Consider the following 22,888-nt stretch of genomic DNA (forward strand, 5'->3'; position numbering starts at 1 on the left):
TCCGCGTTGGGTGCGATGACGTGTCCCCTGCCTCCGCGCGGTCTACGGCGCGGCGGCGTTTTCCAGCGGAATCACTTTCAATGCGTACCTCTTCCCGTACCAACGCGCTGGCCGCGTTGCCGCTTGCCATGCTGGCGTCCTCCATCGCCATGGCACAAAGCGGCCAGAACGTACCGGACTCATCGTCGAGCACGCCATCGACCAGGGCATCGAAGAAACCCACCACGCTGGCGGCCATCAGCGTGACCGCCCGGTCCAATCAAACGCTCACGGCGCCGCCGCCCTTCCCCGCCACGCAAGTAAGCGTCACCGCCGCGCAGATCAATGACACCGTCAATGCCGTGGACGTGGAAGATGCGGCCAAGTACATGCCCAGCATCTTTATCCGCAAGCGCAACGAGGGCGATACGCAACCGGTACTTGCCACCCGCGACTGGGGCGTCAATTCCAGCGCGCGCACGCTGGTCTACGTCGACGATATTCCGATCTCCGCGTTGATCGCCAACAACAACACCATCGGCGCGCCGCGCTGGGGCATGGTGGCGCCTGACGAAATCGACCACATCGACATGTTGTATGGCCCCTATTCGGCCGCCTATTCGGGCAATGCCATGGGCGGCGTAATGCGCATCGTCACGCGCACGCCGGACAAGCCGCAGGTGACCATCGAGCAGACCGAAGCGTTGCAAAGCTTCGATCTCTACAACACCAAGGGCACTTACGCGACCAGCAAGACCAGCGTCACCGCCAGCGGACGCCATGGAAAACTTTCCTGGTTCCTGGGCGCCAACTCGGCCAACAGCTTCAGCCAACCGCTGACCTTCATCACCAGCGGATCCATACCGGCGCACACCACCGGCACAATTCCAGCGCTCAACAAGACCGGACAACCGGCCAACGTACTGGGTGCGGGCGGTTTGCTGCACACGCGCATGCTCAATGTGGATGGCAAGTTCGCCTACGACGTCACGCCATGGCTACAGGCCGCCTACTGGGTGGGCTACTGGAGCAACGACGGGCAGTCGCACGCGCAGACCTATTTGTCCAACGCCAGCGGCGCGCCCACCTATGGCAAGGCCGCCGGATTCGCGAGCAACACCTATGGAATCATCGAGCACCACCTGATGCAGGCGGCCTCGCTGAAAACCGACACCAAAGGCTACTTTGACGGATCGCTGATCGTCACCCACTACAACTTCATCAAGGACGATCAATGGTCGCCCTACGGCGTGGGCGCCAACACGCTTTTCACGCCGAACGGGCTGCTGGCCAGCTACGCCGGCACGAACTGGTCCACGGCGGACCTGCAAGGCATCTGGCGACCCGATGGCTACGGTGGCGCGCACGAAATCTCCGCTGGCGTGCATGCCGATCAGTACACGCTGGCCAACCCCACCGATAACACGCGCGTGTGGCAAGACCCCGACACGGTCGAGGGCCTCTACTCGGCCGGCAGCGGCAAGACCAGGACGAACGCGGTTTGGTTGCAGGATGCCTGGCAGCTGGCGCCCGATTGGCTGGCGACGATCGGCGGCCGTTTCGAACAATGGAAGGCCAGCGACGGCTTCAACTTCAGCGGCAAGACTGCCGTTTATCAACCCACGGAAAAAGCCGACGGCTTCTCGCCCAAAGCAACCTTGCGCTGGGACATCGCGCCGGCCTGGCGCCTTACCGGTTCGTTGGCTAAGTCCCTGCGCTTTCCCACGGTCGCCGAGCTGTACCAGCTGGTATCCACCGGCTCCACGTTCTCCTCGCCCAATCCCAACTTGAAGCCCGAGCGCGACATCAGTGGCGAACTGGCACTGGAGCATGCCATCACCGACGGCACGGTAAGGGTGTCGCTGTTCCAGGAGAACACGCGCGACGCGCTGATTTCGCAGACTTCGACGCTGTCCACTTACCCGGTCCCGGTCACCTACACCATGAACGTCGGCGAGGTTCGCAATCGCGGCATCGAACTGGTGGGCGACCGCAACAACGCGCTGATCCAGGGGCTGGAGCTTTCCGGCAGTGTCACCTTCGTCGATTCGACCACGCTTTCCGATCCGAGCTTCGCCAGCGTGGCGGGTACGACGGCCGACGGCAAGCATGTGCCTTATGTGCCGCGCTGGCGCTCAACGGCCGTGGCCACTTACCGGCCAACCGCCGCCTGGGCGTTCACGCTTGCCGGCCGCTACAGCGGCAAGCAGTACTCCACGCTGGACAACACCGACAACACGCCCAACGTGTTCGGCGCGTTCGACAAATTCCTGGTGTTCGACGCACATGTGAACTACCAGATCAACGAACAGCTTTCGGCCTCATTGGGCGTGGATAACTTGAACAACGAAAAGTATTTCCTCTATCACCCGTTCCCGCAGCGCACCTATGTCGCAAGCCTCAAGTTCCGTCTCTGAAGGTACGTCGCGGCGGCGCGACGCGTACCGTCTGATCTGGCGCTGGCATTTCTACGCCGGCCTGTTTTGCCTGCCCTTCGTACTGTGGCTGGCGACAACCGGCATGATCTACCTGTTCAAGCCGCAACTTGAACCGCTGCTGGAACGACGCTACGCGCACGTCACGCAGGCGCCGGCACAGGCCCCCAGCGCACAGGTCGCGGCGGCGTTGCGGGCGGTGCCCGGCTCCGTGCTCAACGCGTATCAGCTGCCTTCCACTCCCCAAGCCGCCACGCGCGTGCTAGTCGGGCGCGGTGGCGAGCTCGTACGCGTGTTCGTCAATCCGTCCACGCTTAAAGTGCTGGGCGTGGTGCGCGAAAACGATCGCTTCATGAAGGTGATTTTCTACCTGCACGGCGAGCTGCTGCTCGGTACCGGCGGCTCGATGCTGGTGGAACTGGCCGCGTCGTGGACCATTCTGATGTTGCTGACCGGCCTGTACCTTTGGTGGCCGCGCAACGCGCGGCTCGGCGGCACGTTGTATCCGCGCCTCGGTTCGGGCCCGCGGATTTTCTGGCGCGATCTGCATGCGGTCGCCGGCCTGTGGATCGCGATGTTCGCGCTGATCATGCTGCTTTCCGGTCTGCCCTGGAGCAAGTCCTGGGGCGGCATGTTGCGCACGGTACGGCAGGCCTATGCCAGCACCGCCTCGCCACCGGACTGGACCACTGGCAGCGCGTCCGAGCGCGCGCAGATCAAGGCGGAAAACACGCCGGTTGCCGCGCCTGCGGTCTCCGACACACATGTGTCCATGCCCGGCATGGACATGGGCGATTCACGGGCAGGCATAGCGGCGGATTATTCGCCGCTCGACCGGCTGGTACCGGTGGTCGCCGCGCAGCATCTTGCGCCGCCGGTGTTGCTTGCGCCGCCCTCGCAACGCGCACCGCACTGGACCGCGCGATCGGATGCGGACAACCGGCCGCGCCGCAGCGAGCTGGTACTCGATCCCACCACCGGCGCGATCCTCAAGCGCACGACATTCGCGCAGAAGCCGCTGCTCGACCGCATCATCGGCTATGGCATCGCCCTTCATGAAGGGGCGCTGTTTCCACCGCTCAACCAGATCCTGGGCGTATTCACCGCGCTGGGACTCATCACACTGTGTACCAGCGCGGCGGTGATGTGGTGGCGGCGCCGGCCCGGCGGCGTCCTTGGCGCACCGCCGGCGCTCGATACGGCGAAATATCCTGCGGTGCTGCTGGGATTGCTGGGGATGCTGGGCGTATTGCTGCCCCTGCTCGGCGCCTCGATGCTGCTGGTGTTGCTGATCGAGCGTGTTTGCCTGCGCCGCATCGAGCGGGTCCGCACGTTCCTCGGGCTGGCCTCGCCCAACCGGGCTGGATGACACGTCCGGACAATCGGCGCATGATGTGTGCCGGACCTCGGTCCGCATGCATCCTCGCCGGAGGTTGTCGTCATGCTCAACTCACGCATTGCCCCCGCCGCCGTACTCGCCGGCCTTTGCTGGGCTCCCATTGCCCACGCCGCCACTGCTTCCGCCTTTGACGTGCTGGCGAACAACCAGTACGGCCAGCCCGTGGCGTTCCAGAGCGCCTCGGTGTTGAAGAAGGGCGACGTGATCAAGGTGCACACCTTCAATGCGCGGCCGGTGATGGTCCTGCAAGTGGCGATGTGCGATGCCGACTGCCCGCGCATGCATCTGGTCAAGACGATTCCGCTGTATCCGTACTACGCGGGCACCTCGGCGGTAGCCACGCAGAGCTTTGTCATTCCCGAAAACGGACGCGTATCGTTCTGGGTACAGCAGGCCGACAACCAGTTCAGCGTACCGATTGCCGGAGCGAGCGGCACCTGGAGCTTCACCTTCATCAACCGCTTCGCCAGTTATGCCGCGCCCACGCCATACCTGGATACGCAACCCATGGCCGCCGAAGGGACGACACTCAACGACGGCACCCTGCGCGCCCGCTATTTTCACAACACCTTCATTACCGTGCGCCTGGCTGATTCGAACAGCTGAATCACGCCCGCTCGCAAAGCGTCACTGCGGCCGCTGTATACAGTGAACAAGCGATCAGTCTTCCCTCGCCTGGTCGCTCTTGGCACCATGCGCCTCATCCGGCCGCATCGTGCAGCGGCCACGCGGGAACCAAGATGGATCGCACCTACATCCTAGCTATCGACCAGGGTACGACCAGCTCGCGCGCGATGTTGTTCGATCGGGACGGAGCCGTCGCCGGCATTGCCCAGCGCGAATTCAACCAGTATTTCCCGCAACCGGGATGGGTGGAACACGATCCGCGCGAAATCCTCGCCAGCGTGCGCAGCACCGTCGTGGAGGTGCTGACCAAAACCCAAATCAGCGCTGCGCAGATTGCCGGCATCGGCATGACCAACCAACGCGAAACCACGGTAGTGTGGGACCGGTCCACGGGACAGGCCATTCACCATGCGATCGTGTGGCAGTCGCGTCAGACCACGGGCCTCTGTGAGCGGCTCAAGGCGGACGGCTATGAACCGCTGGTGCGCGAACGCACCGGCTTGCTGATCGATGCGTATTTTTCGGGCACCAAGGTCAAGTGGATACTCGATCGCGTGGACGGCGCGCACGCGCGTGCCGCGCGCGGCGAGCTGCTGTTTGGCACCATCGACAGCTGGCTGATCTGGAACCTTTCGGAAGGCAGGACCCACGTTACCGATGTCAGCAATGCCTCGCGCACGTTGCTGTACGACATTCATAAACGCCAATGGTGTCCGGACCTGCTGCACATGCTGGACATTCCCGCCGCCATGCTGCCGAACGTGCGTTCCAGCAGCGAGGTCTACGCCTATACCGATGCCATGCAATTCTTCGGGCAGCGCATTCCGATCGCGGGTGTCGCAGGCGACCAGCAGGCCGCGCTGTTCGGCCAGGCCTGCTTCGAGGCGGGCATGGCCAAGAACACCTATGGCACCGGCTGCTTTCTGCTGATGAATACCGGCACGCAGGCCGTGCGTTCGGAGCATGGCCTGCTTACTACGCTGGCCTGGGACGTCGGCGGGAAAGTCGAATATGCGCTGGAAGGCAGCATCTTCGTGGCCGGCTCCGCGCTGCAATGGTTGCGCGACGGACTGCGCATGCTGGACGATTCGTCCGATTCGCAAAGCTATGCGCAACGCGTGGAGTCCACCGACGGCGTGTATTGCGTGCCCGCGTTCGTCGGGCTCGGCGCGCCCTACTGGCGCAGCGACGTGCGCGGGGCGATGTTCGGTCTTACGCGCGGCACGCGCAAGGAACATTTCATTCGCGCGGTGCTGGAAGCGCTGGCCTATCAGACACGCGATGTGCTCGACGCGATGCAGGCCGATGCAGGCCTTACGCTCAAGGCCCTGCGCGCCGACGGCGGCGCCATCGCCAACGACTTTCTCGCCCAATTCCAGGCCGACATCCTCGACGTGTCCCTGGCTCGCCCAATGGTGAGCGAAACCACTGCGCTCGGTGCCGCGTACCTGGCCGGCCTGGCGGTGGGATTCTGGGAAAGCCGCGAGCAGATCGCCCGGCAGTGGCGCGTGCAACGCCAATTCGAACCATGCATGGATGCAGCCCGCCGGGATGCGCTTTACGCGGGCTGGAAGCGCGCCATCGACGCGGTGCTGCGTTTCGGCGACGGCCGCTGAATCGCCAAAGCCCCGCTCAGGTCTGAGCGTTCGCCGGTGCGTCATAGTCATGGCGCGCCGCTTCCATCAGGGACCGGTTGTCGTGCTTCCACGGATGGAAACCCGGCACGAACCATCTCAACCACTGCGCGCCGATGCGCATGATCGGCGCAGGCGATACAAACAGGAAACACAGCAGGCGCAGCCAGCCGCCCAGATCGTTGCGCGTGCCGTCGGCCTTGGACAGGCGCCACATGAACTGCCATGTGCGATAGGTGAACAGTCCCGTGATCCACAGCATCGCACGACAACGGCGGCGCCAGCGCACGAAGGCCGAACCGCCCACACGCTGATACACATCGAACGCCACGGCCTTGTGCTCGGTCTCCTCCAGCGCATGCCAGCGCCAGATCGCCGCCATGCGCGGATCGGCCTTGCGCAAGGTACCGGGATGACGCAACACGTGATCGGCCAGCATGGCGGTGAAATGCTCCAGGCAGATGGTAACGGCCAACTGTCCGATCGGCGGCAGGGTTCGCGCACGGCGATCCTGCACCTCGCGCACGATGCCCATCAGCGCGTACGCGCCAACGCCCTGGCTTTCCAGCCGCTCGTTATAAGCAAGATGTTCGCGGCTATGCATGGCTTCCTGTCCAATGAAACCCCCGACAGCCGCATCCAGCGCCGCATCCTCGGCAATCGCCGGGCGAAACGCGCGCACGCTGTCGATGAAGAAGCGTTCGCCATCGGGAAACATCAGCGACAAAGCGTCGAAATAGCGCGTCTGATGCGCATCGCCATCAAGCCAGTAACGGGGGATATCCGCCTGCATGTCAAAATGCAGATCGCGACGGACGATGCGGGGCGCATAGCTCATACCCTAAAACTAGGCCGCGGCGCGCTGTGTTTCAAGGGGATCATCCGCCGGGCGATTGGCGCTAAGCTTGCAAGGTCGGGTATGCGGAAAACCGCCATGGCTTCGAACATCCCATTGCATCGCATCGGTGCCGGCCTGCTGGTTTCCATGCTGTTTTGCCTCAGCGCCGCATGCACGCAGGAGGCCGGCAGCGCACCCGTTGCTCCATTGCGCGTAACCAGCGACAGCTTCAAGGACGGCGGCAGCATGCCAAGCAAGCTGACCTGCGATGGGGCCGACGTCTCGCCCGACCTGCAGCTGCCCTCGCCGCCGGCAGGCACCAAGAGCCTGGCCATCATCATGGAAGACCCCGATGCACCGGAACCATTCACCCACTGGGTCGCCTACGACATTCCCGCCGGTACCCATCATCTGGCCGAAGGCGCATCCACGCCGCATAAACGTTTCGAGGGCGCCGCCGAAGGACTCAACAGTTTCGGCGACCTGGGCTACGAGGGCCCCTGTCCACCTTCGGGATCGCCGCACCACTACATCTTCCACGTGTACGCGCTAGACGAAGACCCCAGGCTACCCGCCGGCCAGACACGCGATCAGTTGGCCGCGGCTGTACGCGGGCACGTGCTCGCCGAGGGCATGATCACCGGGATTTACGGTCGCTGAGCCACGCGGATCGGACATCGCCGTCGATCGTGACATGAAGCGCGACGCTTCGCACATCGTCTGCTGCGTCGGTTCAACGGCGCAGCACGCTCTCCACCAGCCGCTCGACCGGCGCAAGGTTGGCCAGCAACTCCGCCGGCAAGCCGTGTCGCTGGATGATGTAGGCGGCGTCATTCATCGTCACATCCACCTCGCCTGCCGGCGACTCGGTGACTAGCGCCTTCAGCGGCAGGTCCAAGCCCGATTGCGGATTGGCCAGCATCAAGGGCGTGCCCGCCTTGGGGTTGCCGAACAGGATCAGCGTGGTCGGCGGCATCGAAATACCCACCGCCAGCGCTTCGGCTTGCTGGTCGATGCTTGCGAAAACCTTGATGCCCCGCTCGGCGAATGCGGCCAGCAAACGCCGCACGGTGTCATCGAAGGGGTAGCCACTGCGCAAACGAACCACGCCGGCCGCATCGTTTGAATGCGCATCATAGGCCATCACTTCGCACTCCCATCGTAAGGGGCATGTATGCGTCCCTCATAACTTACCACCAGGGCCGAACCTTCATGCACCTGGGCCTGCACCGGCACCTCGCCGATACGGCCCGCGCACTCGTCCAAGCCGCGCGCGCCAATTGCCCTAAGCGCCTCTCGCACTGGCATGCAGGCACGGTCTTTGATACACGTTACAAAGATGTAGAGAACCAGCCAAGGGGAGAATGCCATGCCGATGCGTCAAGCAAAACGCACGTTGGCCGCCTGCGCGACCGTGCTGCTGGCCTGCACGTTGGGTAGCGCGCGCGCTGCGACCGTCAACCAGCCCGCCGATCACCCCTGGCTGCTCAAGGCCGATCGCGTGTTCGACGCACGCAGCGAACAGGCCCATGCCGGCTGGGTGGTGCTGGTGCAAGGCGACAAGATCGCCGCCGTCGGCCCCGCATCACAAGTCAGCGCCCCACCCGGCACCCAGACCATCGACCTGCCCGGCACCACCTTGCTCCCCGGCCTGATCGATGCGCACTCGCACATCTTCCTGCATCCGTACAACGAAACGCTCTGGAACGATCAGGTGCTGAAGGAAACCCTGGCCTATCGCACCATCGAAGCCGTGCAGCACGTGCACGACACCTTGATGGCCGGCTTTACGGCCTTGCGCGACCTGGGCACCGAAGGCGCCGGCTATGCCGACGTCGATGTCCAGCACGCCATCAATGACGGCCTGATTCCTGGCCCGCATCTGTTCGTGGCCACGCGCGCCACCATCGCGGCGCATTGCTACGGCCCCGGCCCACTGGGTTTTCGCACCGATATCGACCTGCCGCAAGGCGGCATCCCGGTCAGCGGCACGGCACAGATGATCGATGCCGTGCGCGACCAGGCCGGCCATGGTGCGGACTGGATCAAGCTTTACGCCGACTATCACTGCGGCAAGAGCAGCGGTGCGGTGCCTACGTTTACGCAGGAAGAACTCAACGTGGGCGTGGAAACCGCCCATTCGCTGGGCCTGCCCGTGGCGGTGCACTCCACCACGCCCGAAGGCATGCGCCGCGCCATCCTTGCCGGCGTGGATACCGTCGAACATGCCTATGGCGGCACGCGCGAGGTATTTGAGCTGATGAAGCAGCACAACGTCGCCTACATGCCCACGCTCGAAGCGGAAGCCGCCTATGCCGAATACTTCAAAGGCTGGAAACCCGGCATGCCGCCGACCGCGGACATGCAGACAGCGGCCAACGCCTTCAAGCTGGCCATGCAAGTGGGCGTCACCATCGGTTGCGGCAGCGACGTGGGCGTATTTAAGCACGGCACCAACTACAAGGAACTGGAATGGATGGTGCGCGATGGCATGTCGCCGACGCGCGCACTGCTCGCCGCCACGGCGGTCGATGCAAAAATCCTGCGGCAGCAGGATCACTTCGGGCAACTGCGCACCGGACTCGACGCCGACATCATTGCCGTACAAGGCGACCCCACGGCAGACATCCGTGCCATCGAGCACGTTCCGTTCGTGATGAAGGGCGGCGTGATCTACAAGTCATCGCCCTGAACAAGACGGCGGACGATGGGCAAACGGCCCTAAGGACGCACCTTTGCACGTGCGAACGGCTGATACGAAAACGCCACACCCCGATCGGGGGCGTGGCGGCTTTTCGACTGGAAAGCCCGATGCAACCTCAGGCCATCGGCAACTTCAACCCCTGCTCTTTCGCGCACTTCGCGGCGATCTCGTAGCCCGCATCGGCATGGCGCATCACGCCCGTGCCCGGATCGTTCCACAACACGCGCGCAATGCGCTTGTCGGCGGCTTCGCTGCCATCGCACACGATCACTACGCCCGAGTGCTGGCTATAGCCCATGCCCACGCCGCCACCGTGATGCAGGCTGACCCACGTCGCACCGCCGGCGACATTGAGCATGGCGTTGAGCAGCGGCCAATCCGATACCGCATCGCTGCCGTCCTTCATCGCTTCAGTCTCGCGGTTGGGGCTGGCGACGGAGCCGGAGTCCAGATGATCGCGACCGATCACCACCGGGGCTTTCAGTTCACCCTTGCGCACCATCTCGTTGAATGCCAGCCCCAGTTTATGGCGCTGGCCCAAGCCCACCCAGCAGATACGCGCCGGCAGGCCCTGGAAGCTGATGCGCTGCCCGGCCATGTCGAGCCAGTTGTGCAGGTGCGGATCGTCGGGAATCAGCTCCTTCACTTTGGCGTCGGTCTTGATGATGTCCTGCGGATCGCCGGACAGCGCCACCCAGCGGAACGGGCCCACCCCACGGCAGAACAGCGGACGCACGAAGGCCGGCACGAAACCGGGGAAATCGAACGCGTTGGCGCAGCCTTCGTCCTTCGCCATCTGGCGGATGTTGTTGCCGTAGTCGAAGGTGGGAATGCCTTGCGCATGGAAGGCGAGCATGGCTTCCACATGCTTCTTCATCGACTTCTTGGCGGCATCGCGCGTGCCGTTCGGATCGCTCTTGCGGCGCTCCAACCACTGTTCCACCGTCCAGCCCTGCGGCAGGTAGCCGTTGACCGGATCGTGCGCGCTGGTTTGGTCGGTCACCGCGTGGGGTTTTACGCCGCGGCGTACCAGTTCGGGCAGCACGTCGGCGGCATTGCCAAGCAGCGCGATGGATTTGGCTTCGCCGGCCTTGGTGTATTTTTCGATGCGTGCGAGCGCGTCGTCCAGATCGCTGGCCTGTTCGTCGACATAGCGCGTCTTCAAGCGGAAATCGATGCGGCTCTGCTGGCATTCGATGTTGAGGCTGCACGCGCCGGCCAGCGAAGCGGCCAGCGGCTGCGCGCCGCCCATGCCGCCCAGGCCCGCGGTGAGAATCCATTTGCCCTTGAGGCTGCCCTGATAGTGCTGGCGCCCCATCTCCACGAAGGTTTCGTAGGTGCCCTGCACAATACCCTGCGAGCCGATGTAGATCCACGAACCGGCCGTCATCTGGCCGTACATCATCAGGCCCTTCTTATCCAGCTCGTTGAAGTGTTCCCAGTTCGCCCAGGCCGGCACCAGGTTGGAGTTGGCGATCAGCACGCGCGGTGCGTCCGGATGCGTGGGAAACACGCCCACCGGCTTGCCGGACTGCACCAGCAGGGTTTCGTCGTCGTTGAGCTCGCGCAGGGCGCGCAGGATGGCGTCGAAGCACTCCCAGTTGCGCGCGGCGCGGCCAATGCCGCCATAGACCACCAGTTCCGCCGGATTTTCGGCCACGGCCGGGTCCAGGTTGTTCTGGATCATGCGGTACGGCGCCTCGGTGAGCCAGCTCTTGCAGCTCAGTTCCGTGCCGTGCGGGGCGCGGATGGTGCGGGAGGTGTCGATGCGGGTGGGAGCGTTCATCGGAATACCTGCGACGGCTTTGGGGAAAGATCCCCATTATGGTCGCCCCGTTTGGCCACCGCCAACTGCAGTGCGGCAAAAGCGGGCCGCCGCGCTCCGCCAGGATCGATGTAACTGCGGGCGCTTCTCGTACGAAGCACGCGACAACACGCCCAAACCGGAGGAAGATCGCCATGTGGATCGTTGAAGTCTCATCCGTCGGGAAGGGTTTCCATGAGTGAGCCGTCCGTATCCCCTCTAAGTCCTGGTGCCGTGGTGCTTCGCTTCCTGCTGATCGGTGCGATCCTGCTGATCACGGTGCTGGCGTTCGGCTATGTCGGCGGATGGCTGGCACCAGGACGGCTTACCGCGCAGCGCATGGTCAATCAGCTGCAGACCGATGCAGGCGTGTTTCCCGGCTACCGCCGCAACCACGCCAAAGGGGTGTGCGTGGCCGGTTACTTCGACAGCAACGGGCGGGCGCAAGCCTATTCGGTCGCCCAGGTATTCGCGCCGGGCCGCACACCGGTAGTGGGACGGCTTGCCGTGCCGGGCGGCAATCCTTACGCGCCGGACAGCAGCGTGCCCATTCGCAGTTTTGCACTGCGCTTCAACCAGGCCAACGGCCAGCAATGGCGCACCGGCATGAATGCCATGCCCGTGTTCCCTGTCGCCACGCCGCAAGCGTTTTATGAGCTGACCGTAGCGCAGCAACCCGATCCCGCCAGCGGCAAGCCCAATCCCGCCAAGCTCGGCGCTTTCTTCGCCGCGCATCCGGAAGCGAGCGCGTTTCTGGCCTGGGTGAAAACCGCCAAACCCTCGGCGAGCTATACCACCGAAACCTATTGGAGCTTGAACGCTTTCGAACTGGTGGATGCGCATGGCGAAAAACATGCCGTGCGTTGGCGGATGGTGCCCGACAATGGCCATTCCACGCCCGGCGGCGCCGAACCCAACTATCTGGAAGCCGATCTGCAGCAACGGCTCGCGCAAGGGCCGCAGCGCTGGCATTTGATCATCACGCTGGCCAATCCTGGCGATCCCACCGACGATGCCACCAAAGTCTGGCCGTCCGATCGCCAGGAAATCGATGCGGGCACGCTGGTCATCACTGGCGCCGAGCCCCAGGCGAGCGGTCCGTGCCGCGACATCAATTACGATCCGACGGTACTGCCCGATGGCATCGAGATCTCCGACGATCCGCTGCTGCCCGCGCGCTCGGCCGCTTATGCCACGTCCTACCTGCGCCGCACCAGCGAAGAAGCGCATCTGCCGGGCACCGCAACGGCCCATCAGCCGGAGGCCAAGTGATGAGGCGCTCACCCGATCAATTTGTGTTTGCCGCGCGCGTGCTGCATTGGCTGATGGCGGTGTTGATCGTGTCCATGCTGTTTATCGGCGTGGGCATGGTGGCTTCGGTATCGGAGCGGCATGCGTGGCTGATAAGCATCCACAAGCCGCTGGGCATCGCGATCCTGTTGCTTGCCGTGGTGCGCCTGATCGTGCGCCTGCGCAATCGGCCACCGCCCTTGCCGGCCGATCTGCCGGCGGTGCAGAAACTGGCGGCTTACGCATCGCACTATCTGCTTTACATCCTGATGCTGCTGATCCCGCTGGTGGGCTGGGCGATGCTCTCGGCAGGCGGCTATCCGGTCATGCTCAGCCATGGGCTGCGCTTGCCGCCGATCTTTCCCGTCAGCGGCGTGGCGTTCGCGATCTTGCGGCACGCACATGCCTGGCTCGCCATGCTGCTGTTGCTGACATTTCTTGCCCATTTGGGCGCCGCGCTTTATCACGGACTGATCCGGCGCGATGGCGTGCTGTCGAGCATGACCGGCTATCGGCGAAAGTCATGATGATGTGATCCTGCCCCGGGGCAGCATAACGTTGCGCCGGGCAGGATCTGCTCAAGTATCGCGTGATCAGGCACATTCCAACGGGGGTGGGCCGAATGTGACATCGGATGAAGCGCGGAAAGGCCAACGCGAACGCTTCGCCGCATACCATCGTGCCTTTCTGACTGTTGTAGCGGGCGCCGGGCATCAATGTCCGAAAACGGCGAGTTTGCCGCCGGCAACGGTGCTAGCCTGGACGCATGCCAACCGCCCTCCCCACATCAGTGCTCGATCGGAAAACCTGCGAACGGGCACGCCTGAGCCGCGACGCCCGTTTCGACGGCCTGTTCTTTATCGCGGTAAGCAGCACCGGCATTTATTGCCGCCCCGTCTGCCCGGCGCCCACGGCCAAGCGTGAAAACGTGCGCTTCTTCGCCGCGGCGGCCGCGGCGGAGGCGGCGGGTTTTCGTCCCTGCCTGCGCTGCCGGCCCGAACTTGCGCCTGGCAATGACGCGTGGCAACGCGGCGATCACGTTGTCACGCGCGCGTTGAAGCTGATCGAAGGCGGCTTGCTGCAAGATCACCCGGTAGACGAACTTGCGCGGCGCGTGGGCGTGGGTGCGCGGCAACTGCGCCGCCTCTTCGTCGAGCGCCTGGGCGCACCGCCGATCGACGTGCACACCACGCGCCGCCTGCTGTTCGCCAAGCAACTGCTGACCGAAACACGCATGCCGGTGACCGACGTCGCACTCGCTTCGGGCTTCGGCAGCCTGCGTCGCTTCAATGCGGCTTTCGCCCAGGCCAATCGGATCGCCCCGCGCGACCTGCGCCGCCATCCGAACGCGGGCGGCGACGATGGCCTCAGCTTGAAGCTCAGTTATCGGCCGCCCTACGATTTCGACTCACTGCTGGCTTTCTTGCGTGGCCGCGCGCTGCCCGGCATCGAAGTGGTGGACGAGGAAAGTTATTCGCGCGTGTTCGGTTCTGCCGATGCACCCGGCTGGCTGCGCCTTGGCGCATGGCCCAATGGCGAGCACGCGCTTTGCCTGCAATTGCACGGCGCGCAACCCGCGCAGATGCTGGCCATCGTCACGCGCATCCGGCGCATGTTCGATCTGGACGCCGATCCACAGGCGATTGGTGCCGTATTGCAAACCACGCCGCACCTGCGCCCGTTGTTGCGCAAGCGCCGCGGTCTTCGCCTGCCCGGTAGTTGGGACGGCTTTGAAGTAGCGGTGCGCGCCATTCTGGGTCAGCAGGTCAGCGTTGCGGCGGCACGCACGCTCGCTTCGCGCATCGTGCATCGCTACGGACCCGCACTCCCCGCGCCGGTCGCACCGGGGCTTGAGCGCCTGTTTCCATCCCCGCAAATGCTCGCCGACGCGGATCTTCGCGCGCTTGGCATCACTACCGCGCGCGCCGAAAGCATTCGTAGCGTGGCCCGCGCGGTGCTGGATGGCCGGGTGGATTTTCGCGTCGAGCAGTCGCTGGACGAATTTGTCGAGCGCTGGGTCGCGTTACCGGGCATCGGCGAATGGACGGCGCACTACATGGCGATGCGCGCGCTCAGCCATCCCGATGCGTTTCCAGCCGCCGACTTGATCCTGCGCCGCGCCGCCGCGCGCGGCGAAGACATCCTCAGCACGAAGGCCCTGACCGAACTGGCGCAAGCGTGGCGCCCGTGGCGGGCCTATGCCGTGATGCATCTGTGGCGCAGCATGAGCGAGCCTGCCGCGCCGTCCAACCCGCCCCGATTGAGAGCGACCGCATGAATACCTTGGAACAAACCGTCTGGTACGACTACATCGCCACGCCCGTCGGCAAGCTGCTGCTGGCCGCCGATACCAAGGGACTGCGCCAGGTGCTGTTCGAGACCGGCAAGCACCGCAAGGATCCCGATCCGCAATGGCAACGCGATCCTGCGAAAGTGGCGTTCGCGGCGACGCAATTGCACGAATATTTTGCCGGCGAGCGGCAGCATTTCGATCTGCCGTTGCATCCGCTGGGCACCTCGTTCCAGGTCAATGTATGGCTGACGCTGGGCGAGATTCCCTACGGCACCACCATCAGCTATGGCGAACTGGCGCGACGCATTGGCCAGCCGCTGGCGGTGCGCGCGGTGGGCGCGGCCAATGGACGCAATCCGTTGCCGATCGTACTGCCCTGCCACCGCGTGATCGGCAGCGACGGCAGCCTCACCGGATTCGGCGGCGGCTTGCCGACCAAGCGCTTCCTGCTTGCGCTGGAAGATCGCCAGTCGCGTGGCGATCTGTTTGGACAAGACACGCCGACGCCCCGTCCCGGCCGGTCAAAGGCCCAGGTCACTTAAGCCTGGGTGATCGTCGGGCCGGCGCCCCTGTGGCCAATGGTATTTGCGCTCGGCCGCCGCTATCGGCACGTCGTTGATGCTGGCGTGGCGTTCGGCCATCAAACCGTTTTCGTCGAACAGCCAGTTTTCGTTGCCGTAGGAGCGGAACCAGTTGCCCGAATCGTCGTGCCATTCATAAGCGAAGCGCACCGCGATACGGTTGCCCTCGAACGCCCACAGCTCCTTGATCAGGCGATAGTCGAGTTCGCGCCGCCACTTTCGCGTAAGAAACTCGACGATGCGGTCGCGCCCGTCAACGAATTCGGCACGATTGCGCCAGCGGCTGTGCACGGTATAGGCAAGCGCGACGCGCGCCGGATCGCGCGAGTTCCATGCATCTTCGGCAAGCCGCACTTTCTGGATGGCGGTTTCGCGCGTAAAAGGCGGCAGCGGCGGGCGCTGTTCAAGGTTGGCGGACATGCGGAATCCGATGCTCGGCTGGTCGAGGCTGGGCATTATGCGCCCAGCAAGACGCTTCGCACCATCGACATACGGCGACAACCGAACTTCACCGGCAGATCATGCAGACGATCATGCCGGACACAGCAGGCTCATGCGATCCAGATGCGCGAGCGGGCCGTGCCAGCGCGACATGTTCATACCCACATAGCGCGTATAGTGCGCAACCCATCTGGAAAGCGTTACCGGGCTGCCATGCAGCGTGCAGCTTTCCAGCCCGCTGAGGCCGGCGACGTCCGGCGTGTCGGGATTCCACCACGCCTGCAGAAATCCCTCGCTGACCGGGGCTGCGCGTCCCCTGCCCAGAATCACCAGTTTGCCAAAATCATGCCGTAGCGAGCGTTGCCCCCGGCCGATGTCCCGGCCGAGTATGGAAACGAGGTAATGCGTGGCATTGGCGTACTCGCGCACAACCACGCCATCGTGCGGGTGCGATTGATTCGGTGCGACGAACGACACGCGCGAAGCATGCGCGATCAAAGCATTCGCGCGAGCTTGTTCGATGTTCATGCAAACTCCGCAGCGCAATTAATCAAAGCCATCGCTCCATGCGCAGCGGCGGATATGAGCCCGCCACTGGCCCCGGCCGGTGTCGCCGCAAAGCATCCCAGCGAGTAAGACACCCGGACCGATGCCTTACCCGCTGTTTGCATCCGTGCAAATCCATGTGTTCCTAGGACATGGCGGATTCGTCCACGGATGCACGAGGCCAGTCTCCTCGCGCACTCTTCGCTTCGACATAGAAAAGTTACGAATCCGCCCAGGCCAGCGGAATCAGAAAAGTCCTAAGTGCATCCCTCATCCGCCGACGTTTCCCGCAAAAACCGGCTCTACGGTGGCTCTTCGCCGGCCAGCTTTCGCGATCGAGTTATCGGTGAAGCCATTCAAACAGGACATGTACAATACAAGGCCATTTCCCAATCATTTACACATGTCAGTTGCTCATTCCATTGCCCCGGGTCTGGTCATCATCGGCGGCGGCCCCGCCGGACTGATGGCGGCTGAAGTGGCGCGCGCGCAAGGCGTCGAGGTCGACCTGTTCGAAAGCAAAGGCTCGGTCGGTCGCAAGTTTCTGATCGCCGGCAAAGGCGGTTTGAACTTGACGCATAGCGAACCCAAGCCTGATTTCCTGCAGCGCTACGCCGAGCGTGCGCAGGAAGTCGGCGCATGGCTGGAAGATTTCGACGCCGACGCGCTGCGCGCGTGGGCGCGCGGCCTTGGTGTGGAAACATTCGTGGGCACGTCGGGCCGCGTATTTCCCAACGATCTGAAAGCGGCACCCTTGCTGCGCGGCTGGGTGCGTCGCCTGCGTGAAAGCGGCGTGCGTTTTCACGTCCATCACCGCTGGCTGGGTTGGGGAGAACATGGCGCGATGCGCTTTGCCACGCCACAGGGAGAACGCTCCATATCGGCCTACGCCGTGGTGCTGGCCATGGGCGGCGGCAGTTGGCCGCAACTGGGCTCCGATGGCGCGTGGGCCTCGGTGCTGGCCGATCACGGCGCGGATGTCGCGCCGCTGCAGCCGTCCAATTGCGGCTTCAACGTCGGCTGGAGCGATCGCCTCATCGATCGCTATGCGGGCGCTCCGTTGAAAAACCTGGCCGCCTACTGGCGCGATGCGTCGGGAAAAGAGCATCTGCGCCAGGGCGAATGCGTCATTACGCGCTACGGCATCGAAGGCAGCCTTATCTACGCATTGTCGGCCATGCTGCGCCAGGCTATCGCGCAGAATGGGCGCATCACGCTTGAACTGGATCTTTTGCCCGACCGCCCGCTGGAACGCTTGCAGCACGATCTGAGCAAACCACGCGGCCGACGGACCTTCAGCGAACACATGCGCCGGCATGCCGGCTTCACCGGCCCCAAGACCGGATTGCTGTACGAGGTGCTCGACAAGCATCAGTTCGACGACGGCAACCTTCTTGCGCAGACGATCAAGCGATTTCCGCTGCGCCTGAAGCAGCCGCGTCCTTTGGACGAGGCGATCAGCACAGCCGGCGGCGTACGCCTGGAAGGCATGAACGATCGCATGATGCTACAAAATTTTCCCGGCGTGTTCTGCGCGGGAGAAATGCTGGACTGGGAAGCCCCCACTGGCGGTTATCTGCTTACCGCCTGCTTTGCCAGCGGCTATCGCGCGGGGCGCGGCGCCGCGGACTGGCTCAGCGGCAGGCGTTGACCGCGCATGCAAGGACACGTCTTGCCACAAGAACTTGCGCGGACGTAACCATCCGTTTTCCGCTGGAGAGCTGTTTTAGTCATACAAGTGCGCCATCATGGGGGGTCGTCCATTGCTCTCCACGGATCGTTTTCTATGAATTGGTTGTACCGGGTTCTGACCTGCTCGTTGCTCGTTGCCGGCGCTGGCTGCGCATCGCACCCCACCACGCCGGCGCCTTCCGCGGCAGCCGCCGCGCAGCCGGGCACCGCGCCGGCACCGTTGCTGCTGATTTCCATCGACGCCTACCGCGCCGACTACCTGGACCGCGGGTTCAGCCCTACCCTGCAGGCGCTTGCCGCATCGGGTGTGCGCGCCTCGATGCAACCGTCCTTTCCGTCGCTGACCTTTCCCAACCACTACACCATCGTTACCGGTCTGGTTCCCGATCATCACGGCATTGTCAACAACACCATGACCGACCCTGAGCTGGGCCGCTTCACGCTCAATGATCGCAAGGCGGTAAGCAACGAATTCTGGTGGGATCAGGCCACGCCCATCTGGGAAACGGCAGACGACCACGGCATCCGCACGGCGACCATGTTCTGGCCCGGCTCCGAAGCGCCGATCCAGGGACGCCATCCCGACTACTGGAAGCCATTCGACAAAAAGGTGACCGCCGACCAGCGCGTCGACCAGGTATTGGCCTGGCTGGATCTTCCACCCGATCAGCGCCCCGGTTTCGTCACGCTTTATTTCAACGACGTGGACAACGCCGGCCACGAGCACGGCCCCGATTCGCCGCAGCTCAACCAGGCTCTTAAGGACACCGACGCGGCGATGGCACGCCTGGTCGAGGGCCTGAAACAGCGCGGCCTGTACGACCGCATGAACATCATCGTGGTCGCCGATCACGGCATGGCCAGCGCGCCGCCCCAGAACACCATTTTCATCGACAAATTGATTTCGATGAAGGACGTGAACACGGTCACGCTCGGCGTGCTGGCCGGTTTCAATCCCAAGCCCAAGCACGACTTCAATGCAATCGAACAACAGCTGGAACAGCCGCAGCAGCACATGCATTGCTGGGACAAGACGCGCATTCCCAAGCGTCTGAACTACGGCAACAACGCGCGTGTACCGCAACTGGTATGCCTGGCGGACGTGGGCTGGCGCATCTCCACCGCCAAAGAGGTCGCCAAGTGGAAGGGCCCCGCACACCAGGGCGATCACGGCTACGACAACGCCGATCCGACCATGCAGGCAATCTTTGTCGCCCATGGCCCGGCCTTCCAAAGCGGCGTGCATTTCCACAGTTTTTCGAACGTGGACGTCTATCCGTTGATGGCGCAACTGCTTAGCATACCGCCACGCTTTTGCGATGGCCGGCTCAGCGATGTCCAGAGCATGCTCAAACCTGCGGCTCAGCCCGTGCAGTGACGCAATCGGCCGGCTTGGCCGCACAAGCCGGCCGCTTCCCCCTTGAGTCTGGACGGCCATGCCGCGAAAGTAGCGGCATGAATATCGAACTGCGCCATCTGCGCTACTTCGTCGCCGTGGCCGATACCTTGCATTTCGGCAAGGCGGCCGAACGCTTGGGCATGTCGCAACCGCCGCTCAGCCAGCAGATCCGGCAATTGGAAGACACCGTGGGCGCACGCCTGCTCACGCGCACCAATCGACGGGTAGCCCTGACCGAGCCAGGACGCCTGTTCCTTGACCAGGCGCGCGACATCCTGGCGCACGTGGACCGCGCCATCGACATGGCCAAGCGCGCGCAACGGGGCGAGCTTGGCGAGTTGCAGATCGGGTTCACCCGCACCATTCCGTTGTCGCAGGAGATCCCCCGCGCCATCTTCGAGTTTCGGCAACGTTTTCCAGCCGTGCATCTGCAACTGCAAGAGTTGAACTCGCTGCAGCAGATCGACGCCCTGCTCGACCGGCGTCTGCAAGTGGGTATCCTGCGCCCGGATGCGCTACCCGACTCGCTTGTATCCAAGCGCTTGTTCCGCGATCCGCTGGTGGTCGTGCTTCGCTCGGATCACCCGGTGCTCCAGCGCATTGACGCGCGCGGCGAGCTTTCGACGGCGGCGCTGGCGCAGGACCCCTTCGTGGTGTTTGCACGCAGCGCGGGAGCGGGGGTGTACGAGCGCGTGTTCAAGTTATGCCGCAACGCCGGCTTCACGCCACGCATCGCGCAGGAGGCACGCGAGGCATCCACCATCATCGGCCTGGTCGCCGCCGGGTTTGGCGTGTCGATCCTGCCTGCGTCGTGCCGTCACAGCGGCGTGGAAGGTGTCAGCTATGTGCCGCTGGCCGATGCGGAAAGCATGTCGGAAATCCACGTGGTTTACCGCCAGGACGAACGCTCGCCGCTGGTGCCGCGCTTCGTCCAGCTGTTGCTGGCGCACACGCATCAGGACGCGTAATTGCTCACTTCGATGAGATTGCCGTCAGGATCGCGGACATACACCGAACGGATCGGCCCGCGTGCCCCCGTGCGCGATACCGGACCTTCCTCGATCGCAACGCCGCATCGCTGCAGGTGCGCAACGACTTCGTCCAGCGGCACGGACGTGATCAGGCAGAAATCGCCTGATCCGGGCGCGGGTTGCCGCGCCTTCGGCTCGAATTCGTGATGGTGCCGATGCAGGTTGATTTTTTGTGCACCGAACGCCAGTGCCTTGCGCCCTTCGCCGAAACTGATCACGTTCATGCCCAACGTGCGCGCATAGAAGTCGCACGTTGCCTCGATATCGGCAACGGTGAGCACGAAATGATCGATGCTGTCGATGTTCATGGCATGGCACCCTTGCTCATCGGTGTCGGCGGCGTAACCAGCTGCGGCAACGGCGTTACGCGATAAAGGCGCAGCGCGATCAGCAACCCGCCCAGCACCAGCGCGCCCGCGAACAGCGCCACCCCGGTCCAGCCGTGCTCGGCATAGAACAGGCCGCCGCTGGCGCCGGCCACGCTCGACCCCATGTAGTAGCTGAACAGATACATCGACGAAGCCTGCGCCTTGGCAGCCCCGCCGCGCCGTCCCACCCAACTGCTGACGATGGAGTGTCCGCCGAAAAAGCCGAAGGTGACGGCGGTAATGCCCAGCCCGATCAACCACAGCGAGTCCATCATCGTGCAGCCGACGCCCAGCAGCATCAACACGAACGCGGTCCACAATACCTTGCGGCGTCCCAGCTTGCCCGCCAGATGGCCCATCCATGCGGAGCTGAAGGTGCCGACCAAGTAGATGCTGAAAACCAGACCGACCACCGCCTGGCTCAAATGGTACGGGGGCGCCTGCAAACGATAGCCAAGATAGTTGTAGACCGTCACGAACGCGCCAAGCAGCAGAAACCCTTCGGCGAACAGCCATGGCAGGGCGGCATCGCCAAACATGCCGGCGAAACGCTTGAGCAAGCTGCGCCATGCAAACGCGCTCACGCGAAAGTGCCGCGAAGGCGGCAGCGCGCGCCAGAAGATCGAGCCTGAGATCAACCCGACCATGCCTACCACGCCAATGCCTGCGCGCCAACCGAAATAATCGGCCACGACGCCGGCAATCAGGCGCCCGCACATACCACCCACGGCGCTGCCGCTGATGTACAGGCCCATGCCCAGGCCGATCGATTCGGGGTGCATTTCCTCGGTGAGGTACGTCATCGCCACCGCCGGCAGGCCGCTCAGTGTCACGCCGAGCAAGGTACGGACCCACAAAAGCGCGCCCCAGCTGGGCATCATCGCGCTCAGCAACACCAGCACGGCGGAGGAAAGCAAGGACGCCACCATCACCGATTTGCGACCCAGCGCGTCGGAGATACCGCCGGCGAACAACATGGCGAAAGCCAGCACACCCGTCGTCAGCGACAGCGACAAGGCGCTGCTCGCGGCGCCGATACCATATTGCTGGCTAAATTGCGGCATCAGCGGCTGCACGCAATACAACAGCCCGAACGTGGCAAAACCGGCGGCGAACAACGCCAGATTGGTGCGCCGGAACGCCAAGGTACCATGCCGGATCAGGTCATCGTCGGCCCAGGCGACCGGTTTGGACGGCACCTGGTTGAGTAGGCTCGTGCTCATTGCATGTGGAATCGAGGATGCATGCTGCAAGCATAATCGGCCGCACGCGGCCGATCGATCATTCGGCACGTACGGCTCGATAGTCGCTGCATATCAATGGGCATGCGCGGCGATCGCGTGCCTGGCCGACGCCCGCAGGGCCATCACGCCTTCACCCGCCCCATGTGGCCTCGCCCCATGCGGGTCAGCCGACGTTGCCCCCTTCGATGGCTTTCACCTGCGCGAACCGAGCCGTTTGCAGGTGCCACCGAAACGACACACGTTCATCGATGCCGGATTTCATGCATGCATGGGCATAACGCGGGGCGGCTGCAACAAACCGCCCCGCGATCGCATCGTGGCCCGCTCAACGATAACGCCAGTAACCGCCCACCCAGACATGGCCCGCACCCCAGTAACCGGGCACCCAAACGCGGGCCGGACGCGGCGCGACAACAACGCAACCTGTCTGCGCCAAGGTGCCGCCCAGCACGGCCAGAGCGATCAGGAAGACAGAAAGATAACGGCGCATGGTGTTTCTCCTCGTGAGTGGAAACTCACGCCGGAAAACGCGCCCTCGACGCCACGCGATGACGCGGCAAACCTGAACTGATGCCGATGGTTC

At 63.8% G+C, this 22,888-nt stretch carries 21 protein-coding genes; 13 read left to right on the forward strand and 8 right to left on the reverse strand.

Annotation, left to right across the window (positions count from 1 at the left end; all coding sequences use genetic code 11):
- Positions 1 to 80 precede the first annotated feature (80 nt).
- The 4 genes from VME63_RS02665 to glpK all read left to right on the forward strand — a co-directional run bounded on the left by VME63_RS02665 (position 81) and on the right by glpK (position 6,056).
- The gene (locus VME63_RS02665; RefSeq protein WP_325429982.1) at positions 81 to 2,396 is read left to right on the forward strand and encodes a TonB-dependent receptor; all 2,316 of its coding nucleotides are present in this window, start codon (positions 81 to 83) and stop codon (positions 2,394 to 2,396) included.
- Entirely contained in the window at positions 2,368 to 3,783 is a 1,416-nt protein-coding gene (locus tag VME63_RS02670; RefSeq protein WP_325429984.1) for a PepSY domain-containing protein, read from the forward strand. The genes VME63_RS02665 and VME63_RS02670 overlap by 29 nt, the downstream gene beginning before the upstream one ends.
- Before the next feature lie 72 nt (positions 3,784 to 3,855).
- The gene (locus VME63_RS02675) at positions 3,856 to 4,419 is read left to right on the forward strand and encodes a hypothetical protein (RefSeq protein ID WP_325429986.1); all 564 of its coding nucleotides are present in this window, start codon (positions 3,856 to 3,858) and stop codon (positions 4,417 to 4,419) included.
- A gap of 134 nt (positions 4,420 to 4,553) precedes the next feature.
- Positions 4,554 to 6,056, forward strand: coding sequence for a glycerol kinase GlpK (gene glpK, locus VME63_RS02680; protein ID WP_325429988.1), 1,503 nt, complete (start codon positions 4,554 to 4,556; stop codon positions 6,054 to 6,056).
- Between the two features lie 16 nt (positions 6,057 to 6,072).
- On the opposite strand, the gene VME63_RS02685 is transcribed toward glpK, so the two are convergent.
- Positions 6,073 to 6,912: a metal-dependent hydrolase gene (locus tag VME63_RS02685; protein ID WP_325429991.1), complete on the reverse strand. Its 840-nt coding sequence runs from the start codon at positions 6,910 to 6,912 to the stop codon at positions 6,073 to 6,075.
- Between the two features lie 96 nt (positions 6,913 to 7,008).
- Here VME63_RS02685 and VME63_RS02690 point away from each other — a divergent pair, with 96 nt between their 5' ends.
- Positions 7,009 to 7,572: a YbhB/YbcL family Raf kinase inhibitor-like protein gene (locus VME63_RS02690; protein WP_325429992.1), complete on the forward strand. Its 564-nt coding sequence runs from the start codon at positions 7,009 to 7,011 to the stop codon at positions 7,570 to 7,572.
- A 73-nt stretch (positions 7,573 to 7,645) separates the two neighbouring features.
- Here the strand turns inward: VME63_RS02690 and VME63_RS02695 are convergent, their stop codons facing one another.
- A complete protein-coding gene (locus VME63_RS02695) occupies positions 7,646 to 8,056 on the reverse strand; it encodes a DUF302 domain-containing protein (RefSeq protein ID WP_325430206.1) in 411 nt (136 codons plus the stop codon).
- A 225-nt stretch (positions 8,057 to 8,281) separates the two neighbouring features.
- Between VME63_RS02695 and VME63_RS02700 the strand changes: the two genes are divergently transcribed.
- Positions 8,282 to 9,604 carry an amidohydrolase family protein gene (locus tag VME63_RS02700; RefSeq protein ID WP_325429993.1) on the forward strand — a complete coding sequence of 441 codons (1,323 nt, stop codon included), beginning with the start codon at positions 8,282 to 8,284 and terminating at the stop codon, positions 9,602 to 9,604.
- Positions 9,605 to 9,731: 127 nt separating this feature from the next.
- Here VME63_RS02700 and hutU read toward each other — a convergent pair whose 3' ends face one another.
- On the reverse strand, positions 9,732 to 11,402 hold the full coding sequence (hutU, locus tag VME63_RS02705; protein WP_325429995.1) for a urocanate hydratase: 1,671 nt from the start codon (positions 11,400 to 11,402) through the stop codon (positions 9,732 to 9,734).
- A gap of 213 nt (positions 11,403 to 11,615) precedes the next feature.
- Between hutU and VME63_RS02710 the strand changes: the two genes are divergently transcribed.
- From VME63_RS02710 to VME63_RS02725, 4 genes are all read left to right on the forward strand, one after another.
- A complete protein-coding gene (locus VME63_RS02710) occupies positions 11,616 to 12,692 on the forward strand; it encodes a catalase family peroxidase (protein WP_325429997.1) in 1,077 nt (358 codons plus the stop codon).
- Positions 12,692 to 13,237: a cytochrome b gene (locus VME63_RS02715; RefSeq protein WP_325429999.1), complete on the forward strand. Its 546-nt coding sequence runs from the start codon at positions 12,692 to 12,694 to the stop codon at positions 13,235 to 13,237. The genes VME63_RS02710 and VME63_RS02715 overlap by 1 nt, the downstream gene beginning before the upstream one ends.
- Before the next feature lie 239 nt (positions 13,238 to 13,476).
- Positions 13,477 to 14,988, forward strand: coding sequence for an AlkA N-terminal domain-containing protein (locus VME63_RS02720; RefSeq protein WP_325430001.1), 1,512 nt, complete (start codon positions 13,477 to 13,479; stop codon positions 14,986 to 14,988).
- Positions 14,985 to 15,545, forward strand: a complete 561-nt coding sequence (locus VME63_RS02725) for a methylated-DNA--[protein]-cysteine S-methyltransferase (protein WP_325430003.1) — start codon at positions 14,985 to 14,987, stop codon at positions 15,543 to 15,545. Before VME63_RS02720 ends, VME63_RS02725 begins: the two co-directional genes overlap by 4 nt.
- On the opposite strand, the gene VME63_RS02730 is transcribed toward VME63_RS02725, so the two are convergent.
- Both VME63_RS02730 and VME63_RS02735 read right to left on the reverse strand, forming a co-directional pair.
- Entirely contained in the window at positions 15,525 to 16,004 is a 480-nt protein-coding gene (locus VME63_RS02730; protein WP_325430005.1) for a nuclear transport factor 2 family protein, read from the reverse strand. The genes VME63_RS02725 and VME63_RS02730 overlap by 21 nt on opposite strands.
- A gap of 111 nt (positions 16,005 to 16,115) precedes the next feature.
- Positions 16,116 to 16,553 carry a hypothetical protein gene (locus VME63_RS02735; RefSeq protein WP_325430007.1) on the reverse strand — a complete coding sequence of 146 codons (438 nt, stop codon included), beginning with the start codon at positions 16,551 to 16,553 and terminating at the stop codon, positions 16,116 to 16,118.
- Between the two features lie 421 nt (positions 16,554 to 16,974).
- Here VME63_RS02735 and VME63_RS02740 point away from each other — a divergent pair, with 421 nt between their 5' ends.
- The 3 genes from VME63_RS02740 (at position 16,975) to VME63_RS02750 (ending at position 20,630) form a co-directional block, all read left to right on the forward strand.
- The gene (locus tag VME63_RS02740; RefSeq protein WP_325430009.1) at positions 16,975 to 18,222 is read left to right on the forward strand and encodes a TIGR03862 family flavoprotein; all 1,248 of its coding nucleotides are present in this window, start codon (positions 16,975 to 16,977) and stop codon (positions 18,220 to 18,222) included.
- 135 nt (positions 18,223 to 18,357) lie between these two features.
- On the forward strand, positions 18,358 to 19,641 hold the full coding sequence (locus VME63_RS02745; protein WP_325430011.1) for an ectonucleotide pyrophosphatase/phosphodiesterase: 1,284 nt from the start codon (positions 18,358 to 18,360) through the stop codon (positions 19,639 to 19,641).
- A gap of 77 nt (positions 19,642 to 19,718) precedes the next feature.
- A complete protein-coding gene (locus VME63_RS02750) occupies positions 19,719 to 20,630 on the forward strand; it encodes a LysR family transcriptional regulator (RefSeq protein WP_325430013.1) in 912 nt (303 codons plus the stop codon).
- Here VME63_RS02750 and VME63_RS02755 read toward each other — a convergent pair.
- From VME63_RS02755 to VME63_RS02765, 3 genes are all read right to left on the reverse strand, one after another.
- On the reverse strand, positions 20,618 to 21,001 hold the full coding sequence (locus VME63_RS02755) for a VOC family protein (RefSeq protein ID WP_325430015.1): 384 nt from the start codon (positions 20,999 to 21,001) through the stop codon (positions 20,618 to 20,620). The two genes, VME63_RS02750 and VME63_RS02755, sit on opposite strands and share 13 nt — an antisense overlap.
- Positions 20,998 to 22,284: an MFS transporter gene (locus tag VME63_RS02760; RefSeq protein WP_325430017.1), complete on the reverse strand. Its 1,287-nt coding sequence runs from the start codon at positions 22,282 to 22,284 to the stop codon at positions 20,998 to 21,000. The genes VME63_RS02755 and VME63_RS02760 overlap by 4 nt, the downstream gene beginning before the upstream one ends.
- A gap of 346 nt (positions 22,285 to 22,630) precedes the next feature.
- Positions 22,631 to 22,795, reverse strand: a complete 165-nt coding sequence (locus VME63_RS02765) for a hypothetical protein (RefSeq protein ID WP_325430019.1) — start codon at positions 22,793 to 22,795, stop codon at positions 22,631 to 22,633.
- Between the last annotated feature and the right edge of the window lie 93 nt (positions 22,796 to 22,888).

The sequence above is a fragment of the Dyella sp. genome, assembly GCF_035503745.1.
Classification (GTDB): Bacteria; Pseudomonadota; Gammaproteobacteria; order Xanthomonadales; family Rhodanobacteraceae; genus Dyella_B.